Source organism: Stenotrophomonas ginsengisoli, assembly GCF_001431485.1.
In the GTDB taxonomy this organism is placed as follows: domain Bacteria; phylum Pseudomonadota; class Gammaproteobacteria; order Xanthomonadales; family Xanthomonadaceae; genus Stenotrophomonas; species Stenotrophomonas ginsengisoli.
The window spans coordinates 60,724-74,634 of sequence record NZ_LDJM01000007.1 but is presented as its reverse complement, the minus strand read 5'-3'; the positions used below and the strand labels follow the sequence as shown (position 1 = coordinate 74,634).

Annotated in this window: 14 protein-coding genes; 6 read left to right on the top strand and 8 right to left on the bottom strand. The window is 66.8% G+C overall.

The window, feature by feature from the left end; all coding sequences use genetic code 11:
* Nucleotides 1-56 precede the first annotated feature (56 nt).
* The gene (locus ABB30_RS02400) at nucleotides 57-1,013 is read right to left on the bottom strand and encodes a chemotaxis protein (protein WP_057636710.1); all 957 of its coding nucleotides are present in this window, start codon (nucleotides 1,011-1,013) and stop codon (nucleotides 57-59) included.
* Between the two features lie 71 nt (nucleotides 1,014-1,084).
* On the opposite strand from ABB30_RS02400, the gene flgA reads away from it, so the two are divergent.
* The 4 genes from flgA (at nucleotide 1,085) to ABB30_RS02380 (ending at nucleotide 3,719) form a co-directional block, all read left to right on the top strand.
* The gene (flgA, locus tag ABB30_RS02395; protein ID WP_057636709.1) at nucleotides 1,085-1,741 is read left to right on the top strand and encodes a flagellar basal body P-ring formation chaperone FlgA; all 657 of its coding nucleotides are present in this window, start codon (nucleotides 1,085-1,087) and stop codon (nucleotides 1,739-1,741) included.
* 60 nt (nucleotides 1,742-1,801) lie between these two features.
* Nucleotides 1,802-2,104: a flagellar biosynthesis anti-sigma factor FlgM gene (flgM, locus tag ABB30_RS02390; RefSeq protein WP_057636708.1), complete on the top strand. Its 303-nt coding sequence runs from the start codon at nucleotides 1,802-1,804 to the stop codon at nucleotides 2,102-2,104.
* Between the two features lie 6 nt (nucleotides 2,105-2,110).
* Nucleotides 2,111-2,440, top strand: a complete 330-nt coding sequence (locus ABB30_RS02385; RefSeq protein WP_057636707.1) for a flagella protein — start codon at nucleotides 2,111-2,113, stop codon at nucleotides 2,438-2,440.
* Nucleotides 2,441-2,504: 64 nt separating this feature from the next.
* Nucleotides 2,505-3,719, top strand: coding sequence for an ATP-binding protein (locus ABB30_RS02380; protein ID WP_057636706.1), 1,215 nt, complete (start codon nucleotides 2,505-2,507; stop codon nucleotides 3,717-3,719).
* A 32-nt stretch (nucleotides 3,720-3,751) separates the two neighbouring features.
* On the opposite strand, the gene ABB30_RS02375 is transcribed toward ABB30_RS02380, so the two are convergent.
* From ABB30_RS02375 to ABB30_RS02345, 7 genes are all read right to left on the bottom strand, one after another.
* Nucleotides 3,752-5,467 (bottom strand): EAL domain-containing protein, encoded by a 1,716-nt coding sequence (locus ABB30_RS02375; protein WP_057636705.1) that lies wholly within the window; start codon nucleotides 5,465-5,467, stop codon nucleotides 3,752-3,754.
* Nucleotides 5,464-7,026: a sensor histidine kinase gene (locus ABB30_RS02370; RefSeq protein ID WP_057636704.1), complete on the bottom strand. Its 1,563-nt coding sequence runs from the start codon at nucleotides 7,024-7,026 to the stop codon at nucleotides 5,464-5,466. Before ABB30_RS02370 ends, ABB30_RS02375 begins: the two co-directional genes overlap by 4 nt.
* A 99-nt stretch (nucleotides 7,027-7,125) precedes the next feature.
* Entirely contained in the window at nucleotides 7,126-8,322 is a 1,197-nt protein-coding gene (locus tag ABB30_RS02365; RefSeq protein WP_057636703.1) for a methyl-accepting chemotaxis protein, read from the bottom strand.
* A gap of 81 nt (nucleotides 8,323-8,403) precedes the next feature.
* Nucleotides 8,404-9,018, bottom strand: a complete 615-nt coding sequence (hflD, locus tag ABB30_RS02360; protein ID WP_057636702.1) for a high frequency lysogenization protein HflD — start codon at nucleotides 9,016-9,018, stop codon at nucleotides 8,404-8,406.
* Between the two features lie 4 nt (nucleotides 9,019-9,022).
* Nucleotides 9,023-10,150: a tRNA 2-thiouridine(34) synthase MnmA gene (gene mnmA, locus ABB30_RS02355; RefSeq protein ID WP_057636701.1), complete on the bottom strand. Its 1,128-nt coding sequence runs from the start codon at nucleotides 10,148-10,150 to the stop codon at nucleotides 9,023-9,025.
* Nucleotides 10,147-10,602 carry an NUDIX hydrolase gene (locus ABB30_RS02350; protein ID WP_057636700.1) on the bottom strand — a complete coding sequence of 152 codons (456 nt, stop codon included), beginning with the start codon at nucleotides 10,600-10,602 and terminating at the stop codon, nucleotides 10,147-10,149. Before ABB30_RS02350 ends, mnmA begins: the two co-directional genes overlap by 4 nt.
* 1 nt (nucleotide 10,603) lies before the next feature.
* Nucleotides 10,604-11,086 carry a hypothetical protein gene (locus tag ABB30_RS02345; RefSeq protein WP_057636699.1) on the bottom strand — a complete coding sequence of 161 codons (483 nt, stop codon included), beginning with the start codon at nucleotides 11,084-11,086 and terminating at the stop codon, nucleotides 10,604-10,606.
* Nucleotides 11,087-11,181: 95 nt separating this feature from the next.
* Between ABB30_RS02345 and clpS the strand changes: the two genes are divergently transcribed.
* Complete coding sequence (gene clpS, locus ABB30_RS02340) at nucleotides 11,182-11,502, top strand: ATP-dependent Clp protease adapter ClpS (protein WP_057636698.1); 321 nt, start codon at nucleotides 11,182-11,184, stop codon at nucleotides 11,500-11,502.
* 109 nt (nucleotides 11,503-11,611) lie between these two features.
* On the top strand, nucleotides 11,612-13,894 hold the full coding sequence (gene clpA / locus ABB30_RS02335; RefSeq protein WP_057636697.1) for an ATP-dependent Clp protease ATP-binding subunit ClpA: 2,283 nt from the start codon (nucleotides 11,612-11,614) through the stop codon (nucleotides 13,892-13,894).
* The last annotated feature ends 17 nt before the right edge of the window (nucleotides 13,895-13,911 follow it).

Genomic DNA, 13,911 nt, shown 5'->3' with positions numbered 1-13,911 from the left:
CCAGTGCCTGATTGCTGCCGGGCGTCAGAAGCCCGGCGGGAGTTGCCGGCCCGGGCTCAGGCCTCGGCCATCAGGGCGTGGGCCACTTCATTCAGGCGCAGCAGCAGGTGTTCGGCCAGTTCGTGCGGGCTGTACTTGGCCACGAAGGCATTGGCGCCGACGCGTTCGATCATGGCGTTGTTGAACACGCCCGACAGCGAGGTGTGCAGCAGTACGTACAGGCTGGACAGGGCCGGGTGGCGGCGGATTTCCGTCGTCAGGGTGTAACCGTCCATGGCCGGCATCTCGATGTCGGAAATCACCATCGCATAGCGCTGGCCCGGGTCCTCGCCACTGGCGTGGATCTGCAGCAGGTGGTCCAGCGCCTGGCGGCCATCGGAGAGCAGGGTGGTCTGCACCCCGAGCTGGTCCAGTACCGAGCGGATCTGCTGGCGGGCCACGCGCGAATCATCCACCACCAGCACATGCAGGGGCGGGCAGCCTTCGGGCAGGCTCAAGGCCGGGTCCAGGGTGGTGTCGGTGCGCAGCTGGGCGATGTCGGCCAGCACGCTTTCCACGTCGATCACCTGGATCAGCTCGTCGGCAAAGCGGGTCACTGCGGTCAGGTGGCTGGACTCGCTGCCGGTTTCCGGTGGCGGATGGATGTCCTCCACGGCGATGTTGACGATGCGCTCCACGCCACTGACCAGAAAGCCCTGCAGGGAGCGGTTGAATTCGGTCACCACCAGGTAGCCGGGCGCATTGGCGTCGTTTTCCAGGCGCTCGGGATGGCCGATGGCCATGCCCAGGTCCAGTACCGGGATCGAGCGCCCGCGTACATCGGCCACGCCGGAAAACTGGCTGGGCAGGCCCGGCACCTGGAACAGGGTGGGGCGGCGCAAAACTTCCTGCACCTTGAACACGTTGACGCCAAACAACTGGCGCCCGCCCAGGCGGAACAGCAGCAGGGCCAGCCGGTTGTGGCCGGCCAGGCGGGTGCGTTGGTCAATGCGGTTGAGCAGGTCGTGTGTCATGTGGGGGCTATCGGCCGCAATGGCGTGCACTTGAGTGCCATCGCTGGCATGTGCCTTGCATCGGATGTGCCATGAACCTGCGCATCCTTTCCCTGCTGTTGTTGCTGCTGGCCACTGGCCTGCCGGCTGCGTCGACGGCGACCGATTTCGAGCCGGTGCCGCGGATTGCCGCAGCCGCGGTGGCCGCACTGGACCTGGGCCAGGGCGGGCAGGCCACGGTGGACCCGAACCTGCGCCTGGCCCGCTGCGCACAGCCCCTGCAGGCCGAGGTCACGGCCGCGGCCACGGTCAAGGTCAGCTGCGCGTCGGCAGGCTGGCGTGTGTTCGTGCCGGTGGTGGCGGCCAACACACGCACGGTGCTGGTCCTGGCCCGCGCGGTGCAGGCCGGGCAGGCCGTGTCTGCCGATGACCTGGCCAGTATCTCGCGGCAGACTGCCGGTGCGGCCCAGGCCCTGTTGGTGACCCCGGAGCAGGCCATTGGCCGCATCGCCCGCCGACACCTGCAGGCCGGCAGCTTGCTGGCCCACAACGACCTGCATGCGCAGCAGCTGGTGCGCCGTGGCCAGAACGTGGAACTGCTGACCCGGCGTGGTAGTGTGGAGATCCGTGTGGCGGCACGCGCGCTGCGCGACGGCGCCCTGGGTGACTCGGTCGCGGTGGAGAACCTGTCCACCCGCCGCACCGTCACCGGCACGGTCCAGGCCGATGGCACGGTGATGGTGCGCTGACCCTAAAGTCGTACCGATTGCCGCCGATATCCCGGTCAACACTCAAGTCAGGAACCCCCGATGAGCCACAAGATCGATGGAGGCCTGCCGGTTACCCCGCTGTTGCGCACCGCTGCTGCAGCCACCCGGTCCCCGGTCAGTTCCAGCGCGCCAACCGAGTCCGTACCTGCCATGGATAGTCTGCGCCTGACCGGTGAAGCCACCAGTCTGCTCAACCTGCAACGCCAGATCAGCGACAGCCCCGCCTTCGACGAAGGCAAGGTCGCTGCGGTACGCCGCGCGCTGGAAGACGGCAGCTACCGTATCGATGCCGGCAACATCGCCAATGCGATGCTGGAATTTGACCGCCAACTGGCAGGATGATCGATCATGACCACAGAGCCCCTGCACCGTCTGGCTGCCGCGCTTGAAGGCGAACGCCATGCGCTGGTGCACAACGATGTGACTGCCCTGGTGCAGGCCACCCGCGACAAGCTGGCGGCCCTGCGCGAGCTGGAACAGGCGCCGCCGCTGGAGCATGCCGAGCGCCTGCGCGAGCTGGCCCAGCGCAACCTGGCCAATGGCCGCCTGCTGGCCCGGCGCCGGCGCGAGGTCAACCTGGCCCTGCGCCAGCTGGGCCGCAGCGAGGTGGCACCGGCCTACGGGGCCAATGGCCATACCGGCCATGTGATCCGGCCGCGTTCGCTGGCGGTGGCCTGATCTACTGTGACCTCGGTCAAGCCGGGTATCATGGCGGCACTGTTTTTATCGACATTGCCGGCCCATGCTCAAGCTTGACCTGAATTCACGTATCGACATGCCGCCGCTGCCGGTGCTCAAGGCACTGGCCGAACAGAACAGCGATGGCGTGGTCCTGTTCCGTGATGACGGTGCGGTGGCGGTGGCCAGTGCGCACATGCTGCAGCTGCTGCAGCCCGGCGACGGCAACCTGCTCGGCGTGGACAAGCAGATGCTCGAGTTGGCCCGCAGCACGGGCAGCTGGAATGGTTCCTTGCCGGTGGGCGAGCGCGTGGTCAATGCGCATCTGACCCATCACGCCCATGCCGGCCGCTCCTGGTACCTGGGCCTGGTCCATGAGATCGAAGGCCACGAGGATTACCAGAGCCAGTTGCTGCAGCGCCATGCCGAGCTGCGCCAGGCCTATCTGCGTTTGAACGGCACCCAGGAAAAGCTGCTGCAGTCCGAGAAGATGGCCTCCATCGGCCAGCTGGCTGCCGGCGTGGCGCACGAGATCAACAACCCGATCGGTTACGTGCATTCCAACCTGGGCAGCCTGCAGGAATACCTGCGCAGCCTGTTCACCGTGATCGAGGCCTACGAGCGTGCCCTGCATGCGCCGGATCCGAAGCAGATGCTGCCGGAAATCGAAGAGATCCGTGGCCGCCTGGACATCGACTTCATCACCCGGGACCTGCCGCAGCTGCTGGCCGAGTCGCGCGAAGGCATCGAGCGGGTGACCCGCATCGTGCGCGACCTGAAGGATTTCTCCTATTCCGGGCGCGGCGATTCGATGCGCCGGGTCGACCTGCATGCAGGTCTGGAATCGACCATCAACATCATCTGGAACGAGCTCAAGTACAAGGTCACCCTGGAGCGCCGCTATGCCGAGCTGCCGTTGATCGAATGCCTGCCGTCCGAACTCAACCAGGTATGGATGAACCTGCTGCTCAATGCCGGCCATGCGATCGGCGAGCGCGGCAGCATCGTGGTCTCCACCGGCCAGGACGGTGACATGGTCTGGGTCCAGTTCCGCGACAGCGGCAGCGGCATTGCCGCCGACGTGCTCAAGCGCGTGTTCGATCCGTTCTTCACCACCAAGCCGGTGGGCAGTGGTACCGGCCTGGGCCTGTCGATCTCCTACTCGATCATCAACAAGCACCATGGCCGCATCGACGTGGAGAGCACGGTCGGTGAGGGTTCCACCTTCCGCGTCTGGCTGCCGGTGAACCAGCCGGCCAGCACCACCGGCGCGGCCTGATCCCGGCCTGAGGGCGCGCAGCCGGCAGCACCTCAGCTGCTGGCGCGGCGCTGCTCCTCGTGGGTGCGGAAGGCCTGGCGGATGTGCTCGCGCAGTTCGTCATCGTTCCACGGCTTGGTCAGGAAGCGGTAGATCGCGCCGCGGTTGATCGCCTCGGTGACGGTATTCAGGTCGGTGTAGCCGGACAGCACCAGGCGGATGGTGCCCGGATAGAGCATCTTCACCCGGCCCAGGAACTCGGTGCCTGACATGTCGCTCATGCGCTGGTCGGACAGGATCACCTGCACATCGTTGACCGCCAGCAGGTCGAAGGCATCGCGCACGTTGCCCGCGGCCAGGATGCGGTAGCCGTCGCGGCGGAACAGGCGCACCAGCGAACGCAGCACGTTCTCCTCGTCATCGAGCAGCAGCAGGGTGCGGTCGGGGCGGTTTTCGGCAAACGCATCCGGGCGCAGGTAGCGCCGGCGCAGGGTCATGCCGGCGGCATCGGCGCTCATCGGCTCGCCGAACATGTAGCCCTGGAACACATCGCAGTCATTGCGGCGCAAAAAGCCGAGCTGGGCCTGGCTTTCCACCCCGTTGGCAATCACCGTCATGCCCAGCTGGTGGCCCATGGCGATGATGGTGCGGCTGATCGCCGCCTCGCGGTTGCCCACCGGGGCGGTCTTGATGAAGCTGCGATCGATCTTGAGCTTGTCCACCGGATAGCGGACCAGGGCGCTGAGGCTGGAGTCGCCGGTGCCGAAGTTGTCCAGGCTCAGGCTGATGCCTTCGGCGCGCAGCTTGGTCAGTGTTTCGTGGACGAAGGCCACGTTGTTGGTCAGCGCGCTTTCGTTGATTTCCAGGGTCAGGGTCTGCGGCGGCACCCCGGCCAGCTGCAGGGCGCTGATCACCTCGTTGTAGAAACTGGGGCGCAGCAGCTGCAGGGTGGAGACGTTGACCGCAATGGTGAAGTCATCAAAGCCCTGGTTGCGCCACTGGCGGGCCTGGTGCAGGGCGCCGTCGATGACCCAGGCGCCGATCTGGATGATCACCCCCAGGCGCTCGGCGGTGCGCATGAAACGCTCGGGCACCATCATGCCCAGAGTCGGTGACTGCCAGCGCAGCAGTGCCTCCATGCCGATCACCCGGCCATCGTGGGCACTGACCAGCGGCTGGTAACGCAGGCGCAGCTCGTTGTTGGGGATGGCGTCGATGATCTGGCGGGCAATGGTGTTTTCCAGGTGCGCGCCACTGCTGCCGTGGTCGTTGTACAGGTGCACGATGTTGCCGCCTTCGCGCGCGGCCACCATCAGGGCCGACTCGGCCATGTCCAGCAGGGTGGAGGTGTTGCGGGCATGCTCCGGGCACAGGGCCACGCCGATCTTGCCGGACAGGAACAGGGTGTAGGGCAGCACCGGCAGGGGCAGCTCCAGCTGCAGGCGCAGCTCCTCGGCCAGCACCATCGGTGCCGGGGTGGTCGGCGTGCGCGGGATGGCGATGATCATCTCGTCGCTGCCGTGGCGCCAGACCTGGCCGCGGTGGCCCAGATGGTTGCGCAGGCGCTGGGCGATCAGGGCCAGGGCCATGTCGCCGATGGCGTCGCTCATGTTCTCGTTGACCGAGGCGAAATGGTCGATGTCCAGATGCAGCAGCATCAGCGGCGTGCCGCCCTGGCAGGCATCGTTGACCAGGGCGCGAAGGGCGGGATTGTCCGCGCCCAGGCGCTCGACCTGTTCGGTGGCGGTGAGCAGGGAGGCGTTGTTCATGCGGCAGGATGACCTGGCTGGCTGGCGGTTGCCGGCTGGAAGGGAAGGTGGCAGGTGATGCGGGTGCCGGCACCCGGTGCGGTGTCGATGTGCAGGTGGCCGCCGACGCCGTGGGCGCGCTCGCGCATGACCGCCAGGCCCAGACCACGCGGGCCGTCGGGTTCGAAGCCGTCGCCATCATCGCTGATGTACAGGCGCATGCTGGCATCGGGCAGCTCCTCAAGGCTCAGGCTGACGCTGCCGGCATGGGCGTGGCGCACGATGTTGGTCAGGCTTTCCTGGGCGATGCGGAAGCAGGTCTGCTCGCACAGCGCTGCCGGCCGCTGCGACAGCGGCGGAACATCGACCTGGTAATCGATCTGGCGGTTGCGCAGGATGGTGCGCACCTGCCAGCTCAGTGCGGCTTCCAGGCCCAGTGCATCCAGCTGCGGCGGACGCAGCAGGGTGGACAGGTCGCGCAGGCGGCCCACCGTCTGGTCGGCCATTTCCAGCAGCAGGCCCAGGTCCTCGTTGCGGCGTTGCAGGTCAGGCTCGTCGATGGCGGCATGGGCGGCCAGCTTCATCGCGGTGATGGCCTGGCCGATGTCATCGTGCAGGTCGCGCGAGATGGCCCGGCGCTCGTCCTCCTGCACGCTGAAAAGCCGCTGCGTCATGGCCTGCAGTTCCTGGTTGCTGGCCTGCAGCTGGCGTCGGGTGCGCTCGGTCTGGGTGATGTCGCGGATCAGGATCAGATGGCTGGGCTCGCCCTCGTGCACGAACGGGGCCACGGTGACCAGGGCGTGGCTGGCACTGCCACTGGCGTTGTCCAGCTGCACGCGCAGGCTGTGGGCCTGCGCTGGTGGCGGATTCTGCAGTTGGGGCAGGAGCTGGTGCAGCGGCTGGCCATCGCCCGGGTCCGGCCCGAGCAGTTGGGCGGCGGCCGGGTTGCGGTAGGCGATCACACCGTCGTGCACGATCAGCAGGGCATCGGGCAGGGTGTGGGCCAGCGCATTGATATCGCGCTGGTACTGGGCCAGAGTGGCCTGTGCCTGTTCGGCTGTGCTGACGTCCTGGATCGCGCCACTGCGCCGCAAGGCCGGCTTGGCCTGTGCGGGGCTGCGCAGTTGCAGCGTGCGCAGGCGGCCGTCCGCGCCGCTCAGACGCAGCTTGATGTCCACTGCCTCGGGCGACAGCAGCGCGTCATGCAACTGCCGGCGTTGATCGCTGTCATCGGGCAGCAGCTGTTGCAGTGTCCAGCGGGCCGAGGCCGTGCTGCCCATCCAGTGGCGGGCCAGCGTGCCGACATGCAGGCGTTGCCGGCGGGCGTCGTAGTGGAAGTGATCCAGCTGCATGCAGGCCATCGCATCGGCCTGCTGCTGCCGGCGTGCATCAAGCCAGGCCAGGCCGATCACTGCCAGGGCCATTGCTGCAGCGAGGACGCTGCCACGCAGCGAGGGCGCGGCGATGGACAGCAGGGCAACCAGTGCTGCGGCCAGCAACAGGCCGGCAAGCGTGGCCAGGCTGGCCCGCAGGGAGGTGGAAAGACGTGGGCGCGGTGGCGAGGCGGGATGGCTCGGCATGGGCGTGATGATGATGGGCCCGGGCATCATAACGCGACGGCCCGCCACGCATTTGCGTGGCGGGCCGTTTGGATGGCTTCAGCAACACGCCGCTTGGCTTTAGAACAGCTCGACCGTTCCGCTGCCCATGTCCTTCTGCGCCACCGGCTTGTGCGGCGGGCGCGCCCAGTCGCTTCGCATCTCGCGCAGACGCTGGCTGGTGCGTTGCAGGTTGCCCAGCAGCTCGCTGTCGCCGGCCTGGCTGTTGGCCAGCAGGGCCTGCAGCTCGGAGGCTTCCTGGTTGATGGTCTGCAGGCGGTCCAGGTGGGTATGGGCACTGCCCAGGGCCTGGGTGGCAATGTCCTCGAACTGCAGTGAGCGCACGGCCTCGCTGACGCTGCCGTCAATGGCGCGGCCGCAATCGGCGATCTCGCGCATGCCATCGCCCAGGGCGTTGTTGATTGCGGCCACGCTGTCGAGCATGGCGGCCGCTTCGTGGCGGGCTTCGCGTGAGCGGTCCATGTCACGCGAGGCCATCTGGGTGACCGTCTCGCGCACCTTGGAAATGGCGTCCTTGGAGCTGTGGGCGAGCTTGCGGATCTGTTCGTTGAAGGTGGTCGAACGCTCGGACAGGTTGCGCACCTCGTCGGCGACCACGGCGAAGCCGCGGCCCGCCTCACCGGCACGCGCCGCTTCGATGGCAGCGTTCAGGGCCAGCAGGTTGGTCTGGTCGGCGATGGACTTCACGTCTTCCAGCAGGGCAAAGATGCCGTCCAGGTGCTGGGCCATCTGGTCGATGTGGGCCACGGTGACATTGCTCTGGCCGCTGACCTGTTCCAGTGCCTCCACCAGCTGTTCCATGCGCTGGCTGGCATGCTGGGCGAAGCGGGCCACGTCCACGCCGTTGCTGCCATCCTCGCCGGCACGGTCGACGATGCGGCTGACCGCCTGGCTCTGCTGGCGTGACTTGCGGTTCATCGCATCAAAGCTGCTGCCCAAGCCGGCCACGGCCTGGCGGATCAGCTCGCGGGCACGTTCGACTTCGGCGCGGGTACCCTCGACTTCGCTGCCGATATAGCCGCGCAGTTCACTCAGGAGCTGTTCCTGCTCACGCAGTACGCGACTGCCATCCTTGTTCTGGCGGGGGCTGCTGGCGCGTTGCTGCAACTGCCACCAGGCAAAGGCGGTCCAGCTGGCGATCTGGGTCAGCAGCAAGGCCCATTGCAGTGGTGCGGGCAAATCCAGCGCCAGGGCCAGGACCAACAGCAGCGAAAAGGCCAGCGGGGCAGCGAGTAGCATCAGGGGACGAGGGGTCATGTCCGTTCTCGGGAGAGTCACTACTCCCATATCGGCGCCTGCGTCCCCGCCTTTAGCCCACTTTGTCTACTGGCTGGAAAATCAGCGCAGGGCGCGCTCCACCGCGGCGATCATGCGGGCGCGGAAGAACAGGAAATCCCAGTAATTGCCGCCGGCCTGACGCCACAGCATGGCCGAGCGAACGGCCGCCAGCAGCAGGGCGCGGATCTCGGCCACCACGCCGGCCTGGGCCAGGTAGTGCGGGTTGCCTTGCACCATCACCCGCGGCCGCAGCTGGCTCAGGGTGTCGGCATACAGGGCGCCGACAGCGGCCATCACATCCGGATGGGCGGCATCGCCCAGACGCTCGGCCTGCTGGGCAATCGGGGCGATGCCCTTGGCGACGGCCTGCATGCAGGCCGGGGTGGCGGCAAAGCGGCGCTCCACCTGCAATACGGCCAGGGCCAGCTTGCCCAGGGCCTTGTCCTGGTTCTGCCCGCTGAACTGGTTGTGCAGCAGGCGCAGGCCCGGGGCCACTGCCTGGCGTTCGCCGTAGACCGCCTCCACGCTGGGCGCATCGATGCGCAGCACGCTGTTGATGGCGGTGGCCACCACGCGGCTGTCGGACTGGCCGGTATCGGCGATGCGGCGTACCTGCTGCAATGCCTGGGCCATGCCGGCAAGGGCGAGGATGCGGTCGTCGATGGTCAAGCTCATGGTGTCAGATCTCGTCTAGGGTGGTGCCGGCCAGGCGGCGTTCCATCGGGGCATCGGTGGCGGCAATCACCGCACCACCCAGGCACACCGGGCCGTCGTAGAGCACCAGCGACTGGCCGGGAGTAACGGCGCGTTGCGGGCGGTCGAACAATACATCCAGGCTGCCATCATCGCGCACGCTGACCTGGCAGGCCTCGTCGGGCTGGCGGTAGCGTGTCTGTGCGGTGCAGGTGAACACCCGGGCCGGGGCATTGCCGCTGATCCAGTGCATGGTCTCGCTGCGCAGGCGTCGCGAGAGCATCCACGGGCTGTTGCTGTCCTGCTCCACGTACAGGGTATTGCTGGCCACATCCTTGCCGACCACAAACCACGGGGCCTGGGCACGGCCGCGTACGCCACCGATGTTCAGGCCTTCGCGCTGGCCGATGGTGAAGTAGAACACGCCCGGATGCTCGGCGATGACCACGCCGTCGGCGTCGCGGATCTTGCCCTGGCGAGCGGGCAGGTACTGCGACAGGAACTGGCGGAAGTCGCGTTCGCCGATGAAGCAGATGCCGGTGGAATCCTTCTTGGTCGCCGTGCCCAGCCCGGCTTCGGCGGCCAGGGCGCGCAGGGCGGGCTTTTCCAGCTCGCCGATCGGGAACAGGGTGCGGGCCAGCTGGGCCTGGCCAAGCTGGTGCAGGAAATAGCTCTGGTCCTTGCCGCGGTCCGCGCCACGCAGCAGTCGCCAACTGCCCTGGTGCTGGTCCACCCGGGCGTAGTGGCCGGTGGCGATGCGCTCGGCGCCCAGGGCCTGGGCCGCATCCAGGAAGTGCTTGAACTTGACCTCGCGGTTGCACAGCACATCCGGGTTGGGGGTGCGCCCGGCGGCGTATTCGGCCAGGAAGTGCTCGAACACCCCGGCCCAGTATTCGGCGGAGAAGTCGCGGAAGTGGAAGGGAATGCCGAGCTTGCCGCACACCGCCACGGCATCGCGGCGGTCTTCCTCGGCGCGGCAATGGCCGCTGCCATCATCGGCCCAGTTCTGCATGAACAGGCCGGCCACCGGCTCACCGGCCTGGACCAGACGCAAGGCGGCGACAGAGGAGTCCACGCCGCCGGAGACGCCGACGACAATGCGGGGGGTGGTCATGACACAACTTCCAGTACAGACAAGGGGTAAAGCGCGCCGGCCTGCCACTGTGCAACACAGTGGGCCACCAGCGGGCTACGCAGGCCGGAATGGCCGGCCAGTAGCTCCGGTGCCAGCCACAAGGCCTGCTCGATGGCCGCATCCAGCGGGCCGTCATGGCGTTGTTGCAGCGGCCGCGCGGCAAAGGTGAAGCGCTGGAAGGCACTGCCGTCCGGCGCGGTCCATTGGTAGATCCCGACCAGGCCGGTCAGTTCGACCTCCCAACCGGTTTCTTCCAGGGTCTCGCGCAGGGCAGCCTGCTGCAGCGACTCACCCGGTTCCAGGTGGCCGGCGGGCTGGTTCAGGACCGTCCGCCCGGCGATGTTCTCGCTCACCAGCAACACCTGGTTGCCGTTGCTGACAATGGTGGCCACCGTGACATGGGGTGCCCAGCGGCCATCTGCAATGGGCATGTCAGAACTCGTCTGCGCCCAGGGTCAGCTCCTGTTCCAGCTTGTCGGCGGTCTTGATCGCCGCGTCGATGGCATCGGAAAGCTGGTCGGCACTGGCATTGGCGTCGATCTTGACCACGTACATGGCCATGTCGCCCTGGCGCACCCAGCTGCCGATCTTGGCGCTGTTGGAGTCCAGCAGCAGGCGGTTGGCGATCACTGCCGGAAACTCGCCTTGCTTGATGCGGAAGCCCGGCGACCAGATCTCGCGCACGCTCAGGCTGCCGTAGTTCTCGATGGCCGAACGCACGTAGACCAGCTGGGTACGTTCGTCGTCCAGGTCAAAGACCATCTGGTAGTCGCCGTCGGCATCGATTTCGTAGTTGTAGTCCAGCGTGTCCAGCTGGCGGCCGATGGCCGCATCCGAAGCCGGTCCCTTCTGGGCCAGGGCGGTGCCAGGGGCACAGGCCAACAGGGCCACGCCAAGCCAGGTAAGCATCTTCATCAGGTTTGCCCCGGTAGTGGTTTGCACCGGGCATTTTGCCGCCCCCGGCGCGGAGCGTCCATTGCCAGCGTACCGGCCCGGCTATAATTGGACGCATGACCGCGCAATTTGAACACGAGCACGAAAACGACCTGGCCGTTGCCCCGGGCCGGCCGCAGCTGCAGCCCCCCGGACGCTGGCAGGTGCTGCTGCTCAATGATGACTACACCCCGATGGACTTCGTCATCGAGGTGCTGCAGCACCACTTCTCCATGGATATCGAACAGGCCACCCAGGTCATGCTGCACGTGCATACCCGTGGCAAGGGCGTGTGCGGCGAGTACAGCCGCGAGGTGGCCGAGACCAAGGTGGCCCAGGTCAACGATTTCGCCCGCCTCAACCAGCATCCCCTGCTGTGCACGATGCAGGCCGTCTGACCTGCCAGCGCGTCATTGCCCTAACGCCGCATGTACACGCTGATCCGATAGGGTGGTGAAAACCGCCACCGGCACCCCCATAGTGTCAACTCAGCCGTCGGAGTCGCCCATGTTCAGCAAAGATCTCGAACAGACCATTGGCCAGTGCTACAAGCGTGCCCGCGAGGCCCGCCATGAGTTCATGACCGTCGAGCACCTGTTGCTCTCCCTGCTCGACAACCCCTCCGCCCAGGCGGTGCTCAAGGCCTGTGGCGTGGACGAACTGCGCCTGGCCGCCGACCTGGAAGGGGCGATCCAGTCCGCGGTGCAGACCCTGCCCGAGGACGATGGCCGCGACACCCAGCCCACCCTGGGTTTCCAGCGCGTGCTGCAGCGTGCCGTCTATCACGTGCAGTCTTCCGGTCGCAAGGAAGTCACCGGGGCCAATGTGCTGGTGGCCATCTTCGGCGAGAAGGACTCCCACGCGGTGTATTTCCTGTCCCAGCAGGACATCCATCGCCTGGACGTGGTCAATTACATTTCCCACGGCGTGGCACGCAGCAGCGAGGAGGGCGAGGTGCCTCCGGCGGCCGATGCCGATGCCCGCAGTGACGGCGATGCCGAATCGCGCAGCGACGTGCTGGGCGAGTTCACCGACAACCTCAACGAGCTGGCCCGTGCCGGCCGCATCGACCCGCTGGTCGGGCGGGTGGAGGAGGTCGAGCGCACCATCCAGGTCCTGTGCCGCCGGCGCAAGAACAATCCGCTGTACGTGGGCGAGGCCGGTGTCGGCAAGACCGCCATCGCCGAAGGCCTGGCCAAGCGCATCGTCGATGGCGAAGTGCCCGAGGTGCTGGCCGATGCGGTGATCTATTCCCTGGACCTGGGCGCCCTGGTGGCCGGGACCAAGTACCGCGGTGATTTCGAAAAGCGCTTGAAGAGCGTGCTGGCGGCGATGCGCAAGCACCCGCAGGCGATCCTGTTCATTGACGAGATCCACACCATCATCGGTGCCGGTTCAGCCTCCGGCGGCACCATGGATGCGTCCAACCTGATCAAGCCTGCGTTGTCATCCGGGGAGTTGCGCTGCATTGGCTCGACCACCTTCCAGGAATACCGCGGCATCTTCGAAAAGGACCGTGCCCTGGCCCGTCGCTTCCAGAAGATCGACATCGTCGAGCCCAGTGTGGGCGAGGCGGTGCAGATCCTGCTCGGGCTCAAGCCCAAGTACGAGCAGCATCACGGCGTGACCTATGACGAGGAAGCGATCAAGGCGGCGGTGGACCTTTCGGTCAAGCACATTGGTGACCGCCTGTTGCCGGACAAGGCGATCGATGTGATCGACGAGGCCGGTGCACGCCAGCGCCTGCTGCCGGTGGACGAGCGCAAGACCCGGATCGACGTGGCCGAGATCGAGTCGATCGTGGCCAAGATCGCGCGCATCCCGGCCAAGCAGGTCACGGTCAGCGACAAGGACACCCTGCGCCACCTGGAGCGCAACCTGAAAATGGTGATCTTCGGCCAGGACCCGGCGATCGAGACGCTGGCCTCGGCGATCAAGATGGCCCGTTCCGGCCTGGGTGGCGCGGACAAGCCGATCGGCAGCTTCCTGTTTGCCGGCCCCACCGGCGTGGGCAAGACCGAGGTCACCCGCCAGCTGGCCATGCAGCTGGGCATCGAGCTGGTGCGCTTTGACATGAGCGAATACATGGAGCCGCATTCGGTCAGCCGCCTGATCGGCGCGCCTCCGGGCTATGTCGGCTTCGACCAGGGCGGCCTGCTGACCGAGAAGATCGTCAAAACCCCGCATTGCGTACTGCTGCTGGACGAGATCGAAAAGGCCCACCCGGACATCTTCAACCTGCTGCTGCAGGTGATGGACCGCGGCGTGCTCACCGATACCAACGGGCGCGAGGCCAACTTCCGCAACGTGGTGCTGGTGATGACCACCAATGCCGGCGCCAGCCAGGCGACACGGCGCTCGATCGGCTTCACCCGCCAGAACCACACCACCGATGCGATGGAAGTGATCCGCAAGAGCTTCAGCCCGGAGTTCCGCAACCGCCTGGATGCCATCGTGCAGTTCCAGGGCCTGGGCGAGGACCACGTGCTGCGCGTGGTGGACAAGTTCCTGATCGAGCTGGAAGCGCTGCTGCTGGACAAGCATGTGGCGCTGTCGGTCACCGGCCAGGCGCGGACCTGGCTGGCCGAGCACGGCTTCGACCCGGAAATGGGCGCGCGGCCGATGACCCGGGTCATCCAGGACCGGATCAAGCGCAAGCTGGCCGACGAACTGCTGTTCGGCGCGCTGGTGGACGGTGGCCGGGCCCAGGTGGATGTGCGCAACGGCGAGCTGGTGGTGGATGTGCTGTCGCCGGCATCGGCGGCTTACAGCAAGGCACTGCCGGCCTGACGAGGCGCACCCAAGCG

What these genes read in the sequence shown, in the direction of transcription:
- mnmA (WP_057636701.1), bottom strand. Translation starts at nt 10,150, where the DNA reads ATGACCACCCCCCGCATTGTCGTCGGCGTCTCCGGCGGCGTGGACTCC.
- flgA (WP_057636709.1), top strand. Translation starts at nt 1,085, where the DNA reads ATGAACCTGCGCATCCTTTCCCTGCTGTTGTTGCTGCTGGCCACTGGC.
- hflD (WP_057636702.1), bottom strand. Translation starts at nt 9,018, where the DNA reads ATGAGCTTGACCATCGACGACCGCATCCTCGCCCTTGCCGGCATGGCC.
- clpA (WP_057636697.1), top strand. Translation starts at nt 11,612, where the DNA reads ATGTTCAGCAAAGATCTCGAACAGACCATTGGCCAGTGCTACAAGCGT.
- ABB30_RS02375 (WP_057636705.1), bottom strand. Translation starts at nt 5,467, where the DNA reads ATGAACAACGCCTCCCTGCTCACCGCCACCGAACAGGTCGAGCGCCTG.
- ABB30_RS02365 (WP_057636703.1), bottom strand. Translation starts at nt 8,322, where the DNA reads ATGACCCCTCGTCCCCTGATGCTACTCGCTGCCCCGCTGGCCTTTTCG.
- ABB30_RS02385 (WP_057636707.1), top strand. Translation starts at nt 2,111, where the DNA reads ATGACCACAGAGCCCCTGCACCGTCTGGCTGCCGCGCTTGAAGGCGAA.
- clpS (WP_057636698.1), top strand. Translation starts at nt 11,182, where the DNA reads ATGACCGCGCAATTTGAACACGAGCACGAAAACGACCTGGCCGTTGCC.
- ABB30_RS02370 (WP_057636704.1), bottom strand. Translation starts at nt 7,026, where the DNA reads ATGCCGAGCCATCCCGCCTCGCCACCGCGCCCACGTCTTTCCACCTCC.
- ABB30_RS02380 (WP_057636706.1), top strand. Translation starts at nt 2,505, where the DNA reads ATGCTCAAGCTTGACCTGAATTCACGTATCGACATGCCGCCGCTGCCG.
- flgM (WP_057636708.1), top strand. Translation starts at nt 1,802, where the DNA reads ATGAGCCACAAGATCGATGGAGGCCTGCCGGTTACCCCGCTGTTGCGC.
- ABB30_RS02400 (WP_057636710.1), bottom strand. Translation starts at nt 1,013, where the DNA reads ATGACACACGACCTGCTCAACCGCATTGACCAACGCACCCGCCTGGCC.
- ABB30_RS02345 (WP_057636699.1), bottom strand. Translation starts at nt 11,086, where the DNA reads ATGAAGATGCTTACCTGGCTTGGCGTGGCCCTGTTGGCCTGTGCCCCT.
- ABB30_RS02350 (WP_057636700.1), bottom strand. Translation starts at nt 10,602, where the DNA reads ATGCCCATTGCAGATGGCCGCTGGGCACCCCATGTCACGGTGGCCACC.